The following is a 14308-nucleotide window of genomic DNA, read 5'->3' as shown; positions in this document are numbered from 1 at the left end:
GTCAAGCACTAGCCTTCGAGCTTCTCCCCCAGCTCCAGCCACTCCATCTCGAGTTCTTCGCGCTCGGCGGCAACGGCTTTGAGCTCGGTGTCGAGCTTCGCTAGCTCACCACTGTCCCCCTCGCCAGAAGACATCTTCTCCGCGGCCTGAGCCATCTTTTCATTCAGCTTCGCCGTCTTTTCATCGAGCTTGCCCATCTTGCGCTCCAGCGCATTCATCTTCTTGGTTAGCTCGCGCTCCTCCTGGGAACTCAAACGCTTTGTAGGGGTAGCTTCCGTCTTGTGCTCGTCGGTGTTCTTCGAAGCTTCTCCCAAATCAAGCACACCCCGGGCGGTGGCGGCCTCTATCTCCTGGCGGCGGCGCAGGTATTCCTCGATTCCGCCCGGCAGGTTGGTGAGTTTGCCATCCCCAAACAGCGCATAGGTGTTGTCCGCGATGCGCTCGATGAGGTAGCGGTCGTGAGAAATGACCACCAAGGTTCCCGGCCACGAGTCCAGCAAGGATTCAAGCTCTTGGAGGGTATCGATATCAAGGTCGTTCGTGGGCTCGTCGAGAAGCAGCACGTTTGGCTCCGCCATGAGCACACGGGTCAGCTGCAAGCGGCGGCGCTCACCGCCCGAGAGGTCACCGAGGGGTGTGCGCTGGCGCTTGGCGGAAAAGCCCAGGCGCTCGGCCAGCTGGGAGGCAGAAAGCTCTTTCTTGCCCAGATGGACGTAGGTGGCGACGTCTTCGACGGCGTCGAGAAGCCGGCGCTGCGGATCGAGGTCATCGAGTTCCTGGCGCAGCCAGCCCAGGCGCACGGTCTTGCCCTCGATGCGCTTGCCCGCGGCAAGCTCTACTTCCCCAGCAAGGGCGCGCAGCAGCGTGGTCTTGCCCGAACCGTTAACGCCGACGAGACCGATACGCTCGCCCGGCGCCAACCGCCAGGTGAGGTGATCCACCAGTGTGCGACCATCCGGAGTGGTGACCTTTGCATCCTCAAGCTCAATGACAACTCGTCCCTGGCGCTGCTTAGAAAAGGCCATGAGCTCAACCTTGTCGCGCGGCGCAGGAACATCCGCGATGAGCGCCTCGGCCGCCTCAATGCGGTAGCGCGGCTTCGAGGTACGTGCCGGTGCCCCGCGGCGCAGCCACGCCAACTCCTTGCGGGCCAGGTTCTGCCGGCGCTGCTCGATAGCATCGGCCTGGCGGGCACGCTCGGCGCGGGCAAAGGTCCAGTCGTTATAGCCACCCTCGTAGGCATCGACGACGCCATCGTGCACCTCCCAGGTCGTGGTGGCGACGGTGTCGAGGAACCAGCGGTCGTGCGTGACAACGACCACCGCCAGTTTGCGCGAAAGCAGGTGGCTGGCCAGCCACTGCACACCTTCGACGTCAAGGTGGTTTGTCGGCTCATCGAGCACCACGATGTCGAGGTCTTGGACGAGCGCAGCAGCAAGGTTGACGCGGCGGCGCTCACCACCGGAAAGTGACCCCACGGGAGTGTCCAGCCCTAGGTCAACGATGCCGAGGCCACCGAGAACATCGCGCACCTTCGCGTTGGATGCCCACTCGAAGGTTTCCAAGCCCAGTGGTTCGATGATGGCCTGGGCGATGGTAAGGGACTCCTCCAGCTCGAAGCGTTGGGTCACCACCGCCATGCGCAGGTCAGAGTTATGGGATACACGTCCCGAATCTGGCGGCTCAATACCGGTGAGGACCTCCAGCAGCGTGGTTTTGCCGCCGCCGTTGATGCCGACGATGCCGATGCGATCACCGGTTTGAACGCCGAGGGAGACCCCGTCCAGCAGGGTCTTCAGACCAAAGGACTTGGTTACATTTTCCAGGTTAATGAGGTTCGCCATATCGAGAGTCCATCTTAGTACCTCGGCGCGGTTACCCCCGCACCATTACCTTTATTGCTATTGATTTTCATTTCCAATACTCTTCACGCCATGAAAAAAGAACACCTCATCCTGTGCACCGCACTATCCGCAAGCATCCTCACCCTGTCCTCCTGCTCCTCCTCCGAGAGCAACGAAGCTTCATCTCCCTCCAGCGTTGAAGCCTCCCACGCGCATGACGAACACGGTGAAGGCCACAACGATGAGCACAGTCATGAAGGCTTCGAAGCCTCTGATGGTGAGACTGAGGTGGCCGAACTGCCTCCCCGCATCCTCATCTCCCACAAGGACGGTCTCACCACGCTAGATGGAGAGACTGGTGAGGTCATCGACAACGAAGAACTGAAGGCATTTCTCCGGCTTAGCGATTCCGGCGATAACCGCCACATCATGGTGACCAAAGGCGATAGCTTCCTCACCTTCGACACCGGGCGCATCACGAAGCCGCACGGAGACCACAAGCACTATTACGCGGCGCAGCCACAGCTTAACGACGCTTCCATTGACGCACCTCACGCTGGCCATGTGGTGCACCACGACGGTTTTACCGCACTCTTCTCCGACGGCGACGGTGTAGCAAAGATCTACAAAACCGAGGACATCGGCAAGGAAGACGCTACGCCCGTCACCACCATCGAGACAGGTGCCGCCCACCACGGAGTAGCCGTCCCACTGAAAGACGGCTCCGTAGTCACCACCAAGGGCACGGAAGACGAGCGCCACACCATTCAGCACTTAGACAAGTCTGGCAAGGTCCTTGCGGAAACCACCGAGTGCCCCGGCGTCCACGGTGAAGCCGCCGCCGGCAACGGCACTCTCTTCTTCGGCTGCGAAGACGGGCCCGTCGTCTTCGACGGCACCGACTTCCACAAGATTGACGTCTCCGCTTATGCGGGCAAGGACGGCTACCAGCGCTCCGGCAACTCCGCAGGCTCGGAGGAATCCAACATCATTCTGGCGGATAACAAAACCGACAAAGATGCCGAATTTGAGCGCCCGACCTCGGTGACCCTTATCAATACGGAGGACTACTCCGCCAAGAAGGTCGAGCTGGGCGAATCCTACTGGTTCCGCTCCTTGGCCCGCGGCCCCTTGGGCGAGGCACTGGTGCTCACGACCGACGGCAAGCTCAACGTCATCGACCCGGATTCCGGCGAGGTAGCTAAGAAAATTGACGCCATCTCCCCGTGGAAGGAAAACGAGGAGTGGCAACAGCCGGGACCAATTCTGAAGGCAGCAAACGGCTATGCCTATGTCACCGATGCCAACAAGCAGGAACTGGTGATCCTTGATCTCCTCGGTGACCAGGAGCCGCAGCGCTACAAGCTCGACTTCAAGCCCGTGGAGATGGCCGTCCTTTAAGTCCCCCTGCCTAGTGCAACGCGGTTGCTAGACCGGCGTTTGGCGCTAGACCAGTGTTGCCCCGGTTGCGGGGCCGGTGGTCACCAGGCCACGGGTTCCACGGTTATCGGCGCAGACCTGGGCCACAACCTCCTGGGCGGTCTCCTCGTCTTCACAGAGGAAAGCGCAGGTGGGCCCGGAGCCGGAGACGATTCCCTTGAGGGCACCGGCAGCCTCACCAGTATCCAGAATCTTGCGAAGGTCCGGGCGCAGCGAGAGTGCTGCTGGCTGGAGGTCGTTGTGCATCACTGCGGCGAGCTCGCGGGGGTTGCCGCCTACGAGCGCTTGCCCCACGGCTTCCGTGTCCAAGTGCGGTGTGCTTCCACGGCCGGCAGCGCGCAGCTCATCCAGCTTGCGGAATACCGACGGCGTCGACAAGCCCTCAGCATTGGTGATGATCGCCCAGATATAGCGCCCACGCGCAAGCATCGGAGTCAGAAGCTCACCGCGCCCGCGCCCCAACGCTGTGCCGCCCATCAGCGTAAAAGGCACGTCGGAGCCTAGCTCTGCGGCGAGCTCATAGAGCTTTTCTGTACTGAGAGGCTCACGACCAAACTCAGCGCTCAGCGCGTGATTGGCCAAAAGCAGGGCCGCGGCGGCATCGGCGGAGCCACCGGCCATACCTCCGGCGGCCGGGATGTTTTTCTCCATCGTGAGCGTGCCAGCGGCCGGCAGCATGAGGTTCTGCGCCACAAAGTCCACCGCGCGCCATGCCAGGTTCTCGGTTGATGCCGGCACGCCCTTCGCATGGTTGCCAGTGACCTCCACGGCGCAGCCTTCGCCCCAGCGATAGCTCACGCGATCGTGCACGTCGAGGGACTGGAAGACGGTGGCCAGCTCGTGGAAACCATCCGCGCGGGCTTCGCCCACGCCCAGGTGTAGGTTGACCTTGGCGTGGGCGCGCGCCTGCCAGAGCTGCGGGGACTCGTTTACTGGTTTGCTCATGAGACTTCCGCCAATCGGACGAAGTCCTCCACGCCTAGCTTCTCGCCGCGCAGGCGCGGATCGATTTCCGCCGCGCGCAGCGCTTCCTCGGCTGCCGCAGCGGAACCAAAAAAGCCCGCTAAGGCGGCGCGCAGCGTCTTGCGACGTTGGGCAAAGGCGGCGTCGATCAGCACAAAGAGCCGTGGTCGCAGCGTCTCGTCGAAGGGGCGGGTGCAATCAATGCGCACCAGACCCGACTCAATTTTCGGCGCCGGCCAGAATACGTTCTTCCCAATCGTCCCGGCCTGGCGGACGGGGCCGTAGAAGGACGCTTTGAGGCTCGGAATGCCATAAACCTTGCTGCCCGGCGCGGCGGCGAGGCGCTCAGCCACCTCCAGCTGCACCATGACTAGGACACGACGAATGGATGGGTAGATCTCCAATAGGTGTAGCAAAACCGGTACCGCGACGTTATAGGGCAGGTTGGCCACCAAAGCCGTCGGTTCCCCCAACTCACCCGCCTCAACGGTGAGTGCATCCTTCTCCACGACCGTGAGACGCTCAGCAAAGTCGGCTGCCCGCGCGGCCACGGTATCTGGGAGTTTGCGGGCGAGCCGCGGGTCAATCTCCACGGCTGTGACGTGCTCGACCTCTCCCAGCAACCCCAAGGTCAGCGAGCCCAGCCCAGGGCCGACTTCCACCACGCGGTCCTCCGAATGGAGATCCGCCGCGGCAACGATGCGCCGGATGGTGTTAGGGTCATGCAAAAAGTTCTGGCCCAGCTTTTTCGTCGGCGTCACGTCGAGCTCAGCGGCGAGCTCGCGGATCTCCACTGGACCCAGCAGGAGAGGTTGTGTCATGACATCCAGACTAATACGCGCAGCGCTGAAGCTTTAGCGCAGGCCAAGCTTCGAGGTGCAGGCAGGCCATGCGCCCCAACCCTGTGCGGCCTGAACCTTCTGCGCCACGGCAATTTGCTGCTCGCGGGAGGCCTGCCAAGCCTGCGGGGCGTATTCGGTACCACCGAAGGCCGCCCACGTCGACGGGGTGAACTGCAGACCACCGGAGAAACCATTACCGGTGTTGATGGACCAGTTGCCAGTGGCCTCACACTGTGCGAGAGCATCCCACACGGAACCCTCAGCGACGGCTGGGGCGGTGGACTTGGGCTTGGTACCGCGCGCGATCACTGCGGCGACAGCTTCAGTGCGGACGTCTTCCTTGATAATCTCGTTGGACTCTTCCTTACCGTTGACCTTCACAATCTTGCGAGTCACGGTGCGCGAACCCGGAGTGCCTTCCTCGCGAACTTCCTCGGTGCCCTCTTCCAACTCAGGATCATCGACAAAATTAGCGGGTGCGTCGAAGTCCTCCGTCTTTTCTTCCTCGGAGATCTCCACGCGGTCCACGGTGATGGCCGTACCGGCCTTGACCGGGGTATCCAAGGCTGGGGATACTCGGTCATCCTTACCCACAGTGATCCCACGGGCTTCCAATACATCTTCCACGGTTTTAGCTGCAACGCTGGCGTAGGAGACGGAACCGCCGTCAGAAAGCTTGATGATCTTCGGGGACGTAACCTCAAGGTTCATGCCCTCAGTCACCGTTTCATCCTCCTTCACGGTCTTGGATCCGGAAGTGATAGCAGCACCGGGGGCGATACCATCGAGGCCGCCCAACAGGTCAGAGACCGTAAGATCGGTAGAGGAGAGCTGCTTCTCAACACCATCGATGGTCACCGCAACCGGCTTAGCAGTACGAACAGTAATCGAGTCTCCGTCGGACACCTGCTCCGAGAGCGCAGGGTAGACAACGTCTTCTCCCCCGACGTTGACGCCTGCAGCCTCCAGTGCGGCGTTGACATCGCCGGCGAAGGTAGCCAGCTCGGTGGTCTCACCGTTAACGTCGAGCGTGATGTCCTTCTGGGCGCCAACAGCTACTACACCGCCCACGGCAAGGGTGCCAAGCACACCGCCGGTGGCCATGCGCAGCGGCAAGGAGCGGGAGTTATTGATTCGCTTGATCTGCTTCTTCGGGGACATAAACCTTTACTCGTCTCTGCGATGCTTCGTATCCGAAAGGCGGTCCCCCGCCTTTCGGCACCTGTCATGGCGCGCCCTGGGCGCGCCGGCCGGCAACATCAAGGCCGGACTAACTTTGAATAACGATACGGTAACAGAACTCAACGATCGAAACGTATTTACACGCCAGGACCACTAGCAACACACTCGCCACAACAAACACGCGCGCCACCTATGAGCAGCTGCTTTATACTTAGTGAAGATCATCACACCCCGAAGACCTGCGCGAAGGTATCAGCGACCTCGGCAGCCAAATCCTCTACTTCCTGGCCACGCGCCTGGGCCACGCAGCGATACGTGTGCCCGATCAGGGAAGGTTCGTTGCGTGCACCGCGGAAAGGCTCCGGTGTCATGTACGGTGCATCCGTCTCAATGAGCAGTTGTCCGGCCGGGGCAAGCGCTGCGGCCTGGCGCATCTCCTCATTACGCTTAAACGTCACGTTGCCGGCAAAGGACAGAATATATCCGCGCTCAAGAGCCTCCTTGGCTACCTCCAGCGGTGACGAGAAACAGTGCAGCATCACCTTCGGGACTTCCGAGCACTCCCCCAACACACGCATGAGATCCTCATCGGCCTCACGGTTGTGAATCATGAGTGTCTTCCCCACCTTCGCCGCCAACTCAGCGTGCCAACGAAGAGCCTCTTCCTGTACCTCGAGGGGCGCGGTGGTTTCCGGCTCGTGGTGAATCCAATAGGTATCAAGGCCCGTCTCCCCGATGGCCACGCAGCGCGCGTCCGCAGCCATCTCGCTCAAGCGCGAACGAGCAGCCTCATCTAGCTCATTCGCTTTCGTCGGATGAATCGCGCACGCGGCATAGACGTTGTCGAAATCCTGCGCCGCGGCCAAAGCCTTCTCCGCCTCCGCTAGGCCATCACCCACGGTAACGATGCGCTCAACACCAGCAGCACGAGCGCGCTCAACGAGGTCGGCATCAGCATCACGGCAGGAGGCGAGGTGCGTGTGGGCGTCGATAAGCTGGCTCAAACCTTCGGCGGGAACGGGCGTGGGGCGTGGCTTCTTCTTAGACATGGCTGCGAGTGTAGTCTTGCGCGCATGATTATCCGTGAAGCGACGGACGCCGACGTCCCCGCGATGACCGCCACGCTGAATTGGGCCATCCGGGAGACCCATTTCATCTTTCGCAGCGAACCCGCCACCGTGGAGGAACGCACCGAGTACCTGCATCAACTACGTCGCGACAAGTGTCCCTGTTTCGTGGCTTTCGAGGATGACGGCACGTATTTAGGCTGGGCACTCTACCGCCCCTACCGCGATCCGAAAGTGTGGCAGGGATGCTACGAGACGACGATCTACGTTGATCCCACCGCCCACGGCCGCGGGGTAGGGACTCGTTTACTTGATGCAGTGGTTCAGCATGCCCGCCAGGCGGAGCAGGTCCATACGCTGCTAGCACTCATCGTGGCGGACAACGCCGCATCCATCAAGTTGCATGAAAAGTTCGGCTTTGCCACTGTAGGAACGTTAAAAGAAGTCAGCCGCAAAGCTGGGCGCTGGATAGACCTCACCCACTTGCAACTCATGGTTTAAGGAACATCATGCACGTCCGTCCCGCAGAGCTTGCCGACGCCCCCGCAATCTCCGCCATCTACAACTCCGCCTCCGCCGCGAAACCGGCGACCAACCTCGTCACCTGGCAAGAGTCCGTGGAAGACCGCGAAGAGTGGCTGGCACAGATGGACAAGGAAGGTTATCCAGTCTATGTCGCGGTCGATGACGATGAGATCGTTGGCTGGGCCGCCTACTTCCAGTTTGTCACCCCAGCTATCTACTACGGTACTGCGGAGGATTCCATTTACATCGCGGAGTCTGCGCGCGGCAAGGGTGTAGGCAGCGAGCTCATGGACACGCTCATGGACCACGCGAAGGAAAATGACTACGTGGAGACGATAATCACCTACATCGTGGACACCAACGAGTCCTCCATCGCCCTGCACAAGAAGTTCGGCTTCGTGGAGACCGGCCGCATGCCCAATATCCACACCAAGGACGGCGTGCGGCTAGGGCTGGTGCACCTGCAGCGCGACTTCGACCGCTCCTAAAGCGGCTTGACGGCCACTACCTCAGGGAGGCGCGTGCCAGCCGCCCCACCACCAGTGACGGCACTGCCATTGTTGCCAAAGATCTGGCCAGATCCTGAGACGAAGCGGGAAACTTTGGCAACAACGGCAGTTTCAACCCAAGAGACTCACACTGTGTTGCTCAGTCACTCCCAGCGCACAAGTTAAGCCGACGCCGCCTGAAGCGGCACAATATCGTCCAACTCAGCAAGAATTTTGTCTTCCGCGACATCCAAGTCGTAGTGAGTCTGCAGCCCCAGCCAGAACTGTGGGGATATTCCAAAATATTTAGCCAATCGGAGAGCCGTATCGGCGGTAATAGCCCGTTTTCCGTGGACGATTTCGTTAATACGTCGAGGCGGGACCCCTATCGAAACAGCGAGTTTGTGTTGGGTAATCCCCATGTCCTTGAGAAAGTCCTCCATAAGGATTTCACCTGGGTGCACTGGGGGGAGCTTGTTAGTGGTAGTCAACGATCTCAACCTCCTCTGGCCCTAAAGCGGTCCACCGGAAGCAGATCCGCCACTGGTCATTGATACGAATGCTATATTGACCCCGCCGATCGCCCTTCAAAGCTTCGAGCCTATTTCCCGGAGGAATCCGAAGATCATCAAGCCTCTGAGCGTAGCCCAACTGCCTCAGTTTGCGAAGAGCTACCGAGTGAATACGTGAATCTATCGAGGGCACCCTCTCTCGATTCCATAAGCGCTCCGTATCCCTATCCGCGAACGACTGAATCATAAACGCACCATACCCCCCGTAACGCGACACGTCAATAACGTGAGGCGTTAACTCTAACTAACGCTGTAATACAAAAGCTACCGTAACTGTTAATGCCCCGCTAGGCGGCGAGCTCGTCGTCAATGTAGACCCGCGTGGTCGCGCGCAAACCCGCCACCAGCATGCAGAGGCTGAGCACCATAAGACCAATGAGCACAGCGGTCCAATTGCCGGTGGCGCCGCGCACCACTCCCACGGACAGCGGCACGAGGCCCGCCAGGACGTAGCCGCCAGGCTGCACGAAACCGGAGAGACGCGCGGTAGTCAGCGCGCTTCGTGTGCGTGCGGTGAGCAATGCCAGCGCCAGCGGGAAACACATACCACCGATCCCCATGAGGCAAGCCCAAGCCAGCGGGGCGGCGTCGGCGGCCACGAGGACCCCACCCCACCCGGCGCAGGTGCATAGCGCCAGCACCACGGGCACGGGGGCAAGACGGTCCAGTCGCGAGATAAGCCACGGCATGACCACGCCGCCGAGAATGTTAAAGACTCCAATGACGGCGAGCGACACACTGGCGGTGTTCTCACTCACCCCCTTCTCCACCAGCATGCGCGGCAGCCACCCCATCTGGACATAGGCCATGGTGGACTGCAGTCCAAAGAAGAAAAGCATGGCTACCGCCGTGGGCGAGGCGAACATGGGGCGCTGCGCGCCCGCCGCGTCAATCGTGCCGTGAGCGACATCCTTGCCAGCCTGCGGAAGGACCACTATCCAGGCCACCAGCTGTGCGACGGCCGGCAGACACCAGATCCACAGAGCACCTTGCCACGTACTTTGGGTCACCGCGGACAGCGGGCCGAGAGCGCTGGAAACACCCAGCATCGTGGTGTAGGTGGTCATCAATGCCACCAGTGCGCGGCCTGAACCATGCTGCTTGATCCATGCGGGAAGCAGCACGTTCGCCAGCGCGATTCCGGCAACGACGCATAGAGTAAGCGCTACGAAGAGCGGAAAGCTACTTACCCACGGTCGGAGAGCGAGCCCCGCAACCAAGGCCACCGTGCCGCCGGCCAAGGTGCGGCTTAGCCCCGCGCGGCGCGCGATGGGAACCGCCGCCAATCCCATGGCAGCAAAACACAGGCCAGGAAGCGCGGTCAACAAACCTGCCTGCCCAGAACTAATCCCAAAGAAACTCTGGATCTGCCCCAGCACCGGTGCCACCGAAGCGATACCGGATCGCAGGTTCAGCGCGGTGAGGCAAACAACGGAAAAGAGCAGGAAGGGCGCAAGCGAGCGCCGAAACGCCGAGCCCACGCCTTTACTTCTGAACCGGGGCCCACTCCGGGCCGGTCTCACCGAGCTCCGGGTCAAGCTTAGCCACCAGTGGCTTCGGCTTCTGCAGCGCGGTGCCCGGCGTAATGTCGAAACGCTTCCACACAGCCTGCTGCGCGGAGTAGTCACCGGTGATGATCGGGTACGGGTGGTTCTCCGGCGGGAGGTCTACACCAACGAGCTCGACCGGCATATCATCCACCACCTCTTCGACTCGCGGCTGTGCGGCCCACACGCCCTCACGTCCCAGAGTTTCGTGTACCTTCTGCGCAGTAAAGGGCAGGAACGGCGTGAGCATCACGTTGCAATCGGAGACTACCTGCAGTGCGGTCCACAGCACGGTGGCCAGACGCTCCCGCTGGGTCTCGTCCTTGGCCAGCTTCCACGGCTCCATCGCCGCGACATAAGCATTGGCCTCGCCGACGACGTGCATGATGGCCGTCATGGCCTGCTTGAACTTGGACTGTTCGAGGAATTCCGCGGCAGTAGCGAAGGTTTCCTCTGCGAGGGAAAGAATATCCTTATCCGCCTGCTCCAACGCCGCAGGGGCCGGTACCTCGCCGAAGTTCTTGTGCGCCATCGATACAGTGCGGTTGACCAGGTTGCCCCAGCCGTTAGCGAGCTCGTTGTTGATGCGGCGCACGAACTCGTCCCAGGTGAAGTCGGTGTCGTTGTTCTCTGGGCCAGCCACGGCGATGAAGTAACGCAGTGCGTCCGGGCCAAACTCCGCAAGGAAGTCCTTGACGTAGATAACAACGCCCTTGGAGGAGGAGAACTTGGAACCGGACATGGTCAGGTACTCCGAGGACACGATTTCCGTCGGCAGGTTGAGATCACCATAGGTGTGCAGCTCACCGCCCTTGGAGCCCTTGCCCGCGTAACCCAAAAGCTCAGCCGGCCAGATCTGGGAGTGGAAGGTGATGTTGTCCTTGCCCTGGAAGTAGTAGTGGCGTGCCTGCGGGTTCTGCCAGTAGTCCTTCCAAGCCTCCGGGTTGCCGGTGCGGTGGGCCCACTCGATGGAGGAAGACAGGTAACCAATCACCGCGTCGAACCACACGTAGAGCTTCTTCGCACCGTTATCCTCCCAGCCTTCGACCGGAATGGGAATGCCCCAGTCGATGTCACGGGTCATGGTGCGCGGGCGCATATCCTCCAACAGGTTGAGGGAGAATTTGAGGACGTTCGGGCGCCAATCCTCGCGGCTCTTCAGCCACTCTTCGAGGACGTCCTTAACCGCAGGCAGGTCCAGCAGGAAGTGCTCGGTATCGATGAACTCCGGGGTTTCACCGTTGATCTTGGACACCGGGTTGATGAGATCTACCGGATCGAGTTGGTTGCCGCAGTTATCGCACTGGTCACCGCGCGCGCCATCGGCACCACACAGCGGACAGGTTCCCTCGATATAGCGGTCAGGCAAGGTACGGCCCGTGGACGGCGAAATGGCGCCCTGGGTGGTCTCCTTAATCATGTAGCCGTTCTCGTACAAGCCCTTGAACAGCTCCTGCACCACCGCGTAGTGGTTGCGGGTGGTGGTGCGGGTAAAGAGATCATAAGACAGGCCGAGGCCAGCCAGGTCGGTGACAATCTGGCGGTTGTAGCGATCCGCCAATTCACGAACCGTCACGCCTTCCTTATCCGCCTGTACCAGCAGCGGGGTGCCGTGCTCGTCGGTACCGGAAACCATGAGGACGTCGTTGCCGCGCATTCGCTGGAAGCGGGCGAACACGTCGGAAGGAACGCCGAAACCCGCCACGTGTCCGATGTGGCGGGGTCCGTTGGCATAAGGCCAAGCAACATTAACGACAACTGTCTCAGTCATGGCCCCTACTCTATCGAACACCCCCTCACCGGCAATGCAGTGAGGGGGTGTAAGGAAGAAATGCTCGCGCCAGAACTAGTGCTTGTGGCTGTGCTGGCGACGGCGGGCCTTGTAGGCCTGCTCGCGCTGGAACTCGCGGTGCAGGCGACGCTCACGCGCTAGCTTGCGCTGGAAGGCCTGGGACTCGCGGTACTCGCGGTAAATCACATCGTTGCTCAAGTCCTTGAAAATAGCGAACATGAGGCCAACGAGGATGAAGAGGAATGGCAGCGCTGCCACGATGGTGACGTTCTGCAGGTTGGACAGGGCATCTTCGCTCGACAGCAGCAAGGTCAGGCCGACGGCAGCGGTAAGCACACCCCACGCCGCGGATAGCCACGGCTTAGCGGTAGTGGCACCAGACTGGGACATCGAACCCATGACTGTCGACGCCGAGTCGGCCGACGTAATGAAGAACGTAGCCAGCAGCAGTGCCGCAACGATGCCCGCAATGAAGCCGCCGGGAAGGCTCTGCAGAAGGTTGAACAGCTCCTGCTCAGCAGACTCGCCAGAGATGGAGTTACCCTTCTGCTCCATGTGGATAGCGGTACCGCCGAAGATGGCGAACCACACGGTGGAGACACCAGCCGGGACGAGGAGCACGCCAACGCAGAACTCGCGGACGGAACGGCCGCGGGAAATGCGAGCAAGGAACATGCCCACGAACGGTGACCAGGAAACCCACCATGCCCAGTAGAAGATGGTCCATGTCGACAGCCACTCACCGGCAGTTCCATTATCGGACTCGGCGGTGCGAGCGATCATCTCGGTGAAGTTCGCCAGGTAGTTACCGATGGAACCCGGAATCTGGTTCAGGATCGACACCGTCGGACCAAAGATGAACACGAAGATGGCCAGCAGAGCTGCCAGAACCATGTTGGTATTAGAAAGGTACTGAATGCCCTTGCCCACACCCGACATGGCCGACAGAATAAAGGCCAAGGTCAGTACGAGAACAATGCCGATGACGACGTTCTGCGTGGGGTTCTCAATGATTCCGGAGGCCTGCAGGCCTGCCTGAATCTGCATGGCACCCAGACCCAACGAACAAGCCGTGCCAAAAACAGTGGCAAAGATGGCCAAGATGTCAATGATCTTGCCCACGGCACCGTCCGCAGCGCGCTGGCCAATGAGCGGCACGAAAGCCTGGCTCAGCAGCTGCTTGCGACCAATACGGAAGGTGGAATAAGCGATGGCGAGGCCCACGATGGCGTACACGGCCCACGGGTGCAGGGTCCAGTGGAACATGGCCGTGGCCATTGAGGTTCCTACCTCATTCTCACCATGGCCCGGAACGCCATTCTTAAAGTAGTTGAGCGGCTCGGAAGCGCCGTAGAACATCAGGCCGATGCCCATGCCGGCAGCGAACATCATCGCAATCCAAGAGACCGTGGAGAATTCCGGTTCTTCGTTGATCTTGCCCAAGCGGATGGTACCGAACTTAGAGGCAGCAATGCAGATGACAAAAATAACGAAGATTGTTCCGAAGAGGACATAGGCCCAACCAAAGTTATTCACCACGAAGCTCAGAGCATTGCTGGAGAAGGACGCAAAGCTCTCTGGAGCGGCCAAGCCCCATGCCACAAAGGCGGCAACGAGCAGGCCGGCGATTCCCACGATGGTCCAGTCGATCGGCGAATCGATGCCACCGGGCCCGTACTCGTCGTTTTCTTGTTCTTCAACTGGTGCAGGTTCAGCCGCAGGATCGAACGCCTTGTTGGTGAGCATGTCCTGGAGCTGGCTCGTGGCTGAAGATGCCTCGAGGCGCTCGTCGACAGTGCGGTATTCCTCCACCGCAGCCGGCGAGCTCTGCCCTTGGGAAGCAGCCGAAGACACCTCCGTGTCCTTCACATTGTCTGAATTTGTCGAGTCTGTCATACCTACCGACCTTGGTGCTGTCCCATCAACTAGTCAAACCCTAATGGAAACAAAAAGGCTGCACAGCGCCCCAGTTGCAGAGATTCGGCATCAGCAAAGTTGGTGGGGTTGCCCTCTAATCCCACTGCAACGAGCACCCCTTTTTGCACC

At 60.5% G+C, this 14308-nt stretch carries 13 protein-coding genes; 3 read left to right on the top strand and 10 right to left on the bottom strand.

Translation table 11 applies throughout. From position 1 onward, the window contains the following. Window positions 1-8 precede the first annotated feature (8 nt). Entirely contained in the window at window positions 9-1844 is a 1836-nt protein-coding gene (locus CAURIM_RS04425) for an ABC-F family ATP-binding cassette domain-containing protein (protein ID WP_201828480.1), read from the bottom strand. Window positions 1845-1934: 90 nt separating this feature from the next. On the opposite strand from CAURIM_RS04425, the gene CAURIM_RS04420 reads away from it, so the two are divergent. Next, entirely contained in the window at window positions 1935-3245 is a 1311-nt protein-coding gene (locus CAURIM_RS04420; protein ID WP_201828481.1) for a hypothetical protein, read from the top strand. A 45-nt stretch (window positions 3246-3290) separates the two neighbouring features. Here CAURIM_RS04420 and CAURIM_RS04415 read toward each other — a convergent pair whose 3' ends face one another. The 4 genes from CAURIM_RS04415 to CAURIM_RS04400 all read right to left on the bottom strand — a co-directional run bounded on the left by CAURIM_RS04415 (window position 3291) and on the right by CAURIM_RS04400 (window position 7320). Continuing rightward, window positions 3291-4229 carry a 4-(cytidine 5'-diphospho)-2-C-methyl-D-erythritol kinase gene (locus tag CAURIM_RS04415; RefSeq protein ID WP_201828482.1) on the bottom strand — a complete coding sequence of 313 codons (939 nt, stop codon included), beginning with the start codon at window positions 4227-4229 and terminating at the stop codon, window positions 3291-3293. Further along, window positions 4226-5068 (bottom strand): 16S rRNA (adenine(1518)-N(6)/adenine(1519)-N(6))-dimethyltransferase RsmA, encoded by an 843-nt coding sequence (rsmA, locus tag CAURIM_RS04410; protein WP_201828483.1) that lies wholly within the window; start codon window positions 5066-5068, stop codon window positions 4226-4228. The genes CAURIM_RS04415 and rsmA overlap by 4 nt, the downstream gene beginning before the upstream one ends. 33 nt (window positions 5069-5101) lie before the next feature. After that, window positions 5102-6250, bottom strand: a complete 1149-nt coding sequence (locus tag CAURIM_RS04405) for a resuscitation-promoting factor (RefSeq protein ID WP_201828484.1) — start codon at window positions 6248-6250, stop codon at window positions 5102-5104. A 245-nt stretch (window positions 6251-6495) separates the two neighbouring features. Continuing rightward, window positions 6496-7320, bottom strand: a complete 825-nt coding sequence (locus CAURIM_RS04400) for a TatD family hydrolase (protein WP_201828485.1) — start codon at window positions 7318-7320, stop codon at window positions 6496-6498. 24 nt (window positions 7321-7344) lie between these two features. Between CAURIM_RS04400 and CAURIM_RS04395 the strand changes: the two genes are divergently transcribed. Continuing rightward, entirely contained in the window at window positions 7345-7839 is a 495-nt protein-coding gene (locus CAURIM_RS04395) for a GNAT family N-acetyltransferase (RefSeq protein ID WP_201828486.1), read from the top strand. 8 nt (window positions 7840-7847) lie between these two features. Next, window positions 7848-8351 carry a GNAT family N-acetyltransferase gene (locus tag CAURIM_RS04390; RefSeq protein WP_201828487.1) on the top strand — a complete coding sequence of 168 codons (504 nt, stop codon included), beginning with the start codon at window positions 7848-7850 and terminating at the stop codon, window positions 8349-8351. Between the two features lie 182 nt (window positions 8352-8533). On the opposite strand, the gene CAURIM_RS04385 is transcribed toward CAURIM_RS04390, so the two are convergent. The 5 genes from CAURIM_RS04385 to CAURIM_RS04365 all read right to left on the bottom strand — a co-directional run bounded on the left by CAURIM_RS04385 (window position 8534) and on the right by CAURIM_RS04365 (window position 14158). After that, on the bottom strand, window positions 8534-8794 hold the full coding sequence (locus tag CAURIM_RS04385) for a HigA family addiction module antitoxin (RefSeq protein ID WP_236659298.1): 261 nt from the start codon (window positions 8792-8794) through the stop codon (window positions 8534-8536). Between the two features lie 34 nt (window positions 8795-8828). Continuing rightward, the gene (locus CAURIM_RS04380; protein WP_201828489.1) at window positions 8829-9110 is read right to left on the bottom strand and encodes a type II toxin-antitoxin system RelE/ParE family toxin; all 282 of its coding nucleotides are present in this window, start codon (window positions 9108-9110) and stop codon (window positions 8829-8831) included. 100 nt (window positions 9111-9210) lie between these two features. Next, complete coding sequence (locus CAURIM_RS04375; protein ID WP_201828490.1) at window positions 9211-10404, bottom strand: MFS transporter; 1194 nt, start codon at window positions 10402-10404, stop codon at window positions 9211-9213. A 4-nt stretch (window positions 10405-10408) separates the two neighbouring features. After that, window positions 10409-12241, bottom strand: a complete 1833-nt coding sequence (gene metG / locus CAURIM_RS04370; protein ID WP_201828491.1) for a methionine--tRNA ligase — start codon at window positions 12239-12241, stop codon at window positions 10409-10411. A gap of 75 nt (window positions 12242-12316) precedes the next feature. After that, a complete protein-coding gene (locus CAURIM_RS04365) occupies window positions 12317-14158 on the bottom strand; it encodes a BCCT family transporter (protein WP_201828492.1) in 1842 nt (613 codons plus the stop codon). Window positions 14159-14308 lie beyond the last annotated feature (150 nt).

The organism is Corynebacterium aurimucosum, from assembly GCF_030408555.1.
GTDB lineage: Bacteria > Actinomycetota > Actinomycetes > Mycobacteriales > Mycobacteriaceae > Corynebacterium > Corynebacterium aurimucosum.
This window is presented reverse-complemented; position numbering and strand designations above follow the sequence as displayed.

What these genes read in the sequence shown, in the direction of transcription:
- rsmA (WP_201828483.1), bottom strand. Translation starts at nt 5,068, where the DNA reads ATGACACAACCTCTCCTGCTGGGTCCAGTGGAGATCCGCGAGCTCGCC.
- CAURIM_RS04390 (WP_201828487.1), top strand. Translation starts at nt 7,848, where the DNA reads ATGCACGTCCGTCCCGCAGAGCTTGCCGACGCCCCCGCAATCTCCGCC.
- CAURIM_RS04365 (WP_201828492.1), bottom strand. Translation starts at nt 14,158, where the DNA reads ATGACAGACTCGACAAATTCAGACAATGTGAAGGACACGGAGGTGTCT.
- CAURIM_RS04385 (WP_236659298.1), bottom strand. Translation starts at nt 8,794, where the DNA reads ATGGAGGACTTTCTCAAGGACATGGGGATTACCCAACACAAACTCGCT.
- CAURIM_RS04405 (WP_201828484.1), bottom strand. Translation starts at nt 6,250, where the DNA reads ATGTCCCCGAAGAAGCAGATCAAGCGAATCAATAACTCCCGCTCCTTG.
- CAURIM_RS04400 (WP_201828485.1), bottom strand. Translation starts at nt 7,320, where the DNA reads ATGTCTAAGAAGAAGCCACGCCCCACGCCCGTTCCCGCCGAAGGTTTG.
- CAURIM_RS04425 (WP_201828480.1), bottom strand. Translation starts at nt 1,844, where the DNA reads ATGGCGAACCTCATTAACCTGGAAAATGTAACCAAGTCCTTTGGTCTG.
- CAURIM_RS04415 (WP_201828482.1), bottom strand. Translation starts at nt 4,229, where the DNA reads ATGAGCAAACCAGTAAACGAGTCCCCGCAGCTCTGGCAGGCGCGCGCC.
- metG (WP_201828491.1), bottom strand. Translation starts at nt 12,241, where the DNA reads ATGACTGAGACAGTTGTCGTTAATGTTGCTTGGCCTTATGCCAACGGA.
- CAURIM_RS04395 (WP_201828486.1), top strand. Translation starts at nt 7,345, where the DNA reads ATGATTATCCGTGAAGCGACGGACGCCGACGTCCCCGCGATGACCGCC.
- CAURIM_RS04420 (WP_201828481.1), top strand. Translation starts at nt 1,935, where the DNA reads ATGAAAAAAGAACACCTCATCCTGTGCACCGCACTATCCGCAAGCATC.
- CAURIM_RS04380 (WP_201828489.1), bottom strand. Translation starts at nt 9,110, where the DNA reads ATGATTCAGTCGTTCGCGGATAGGGATACGGAGCGCTTATGGAATCGA.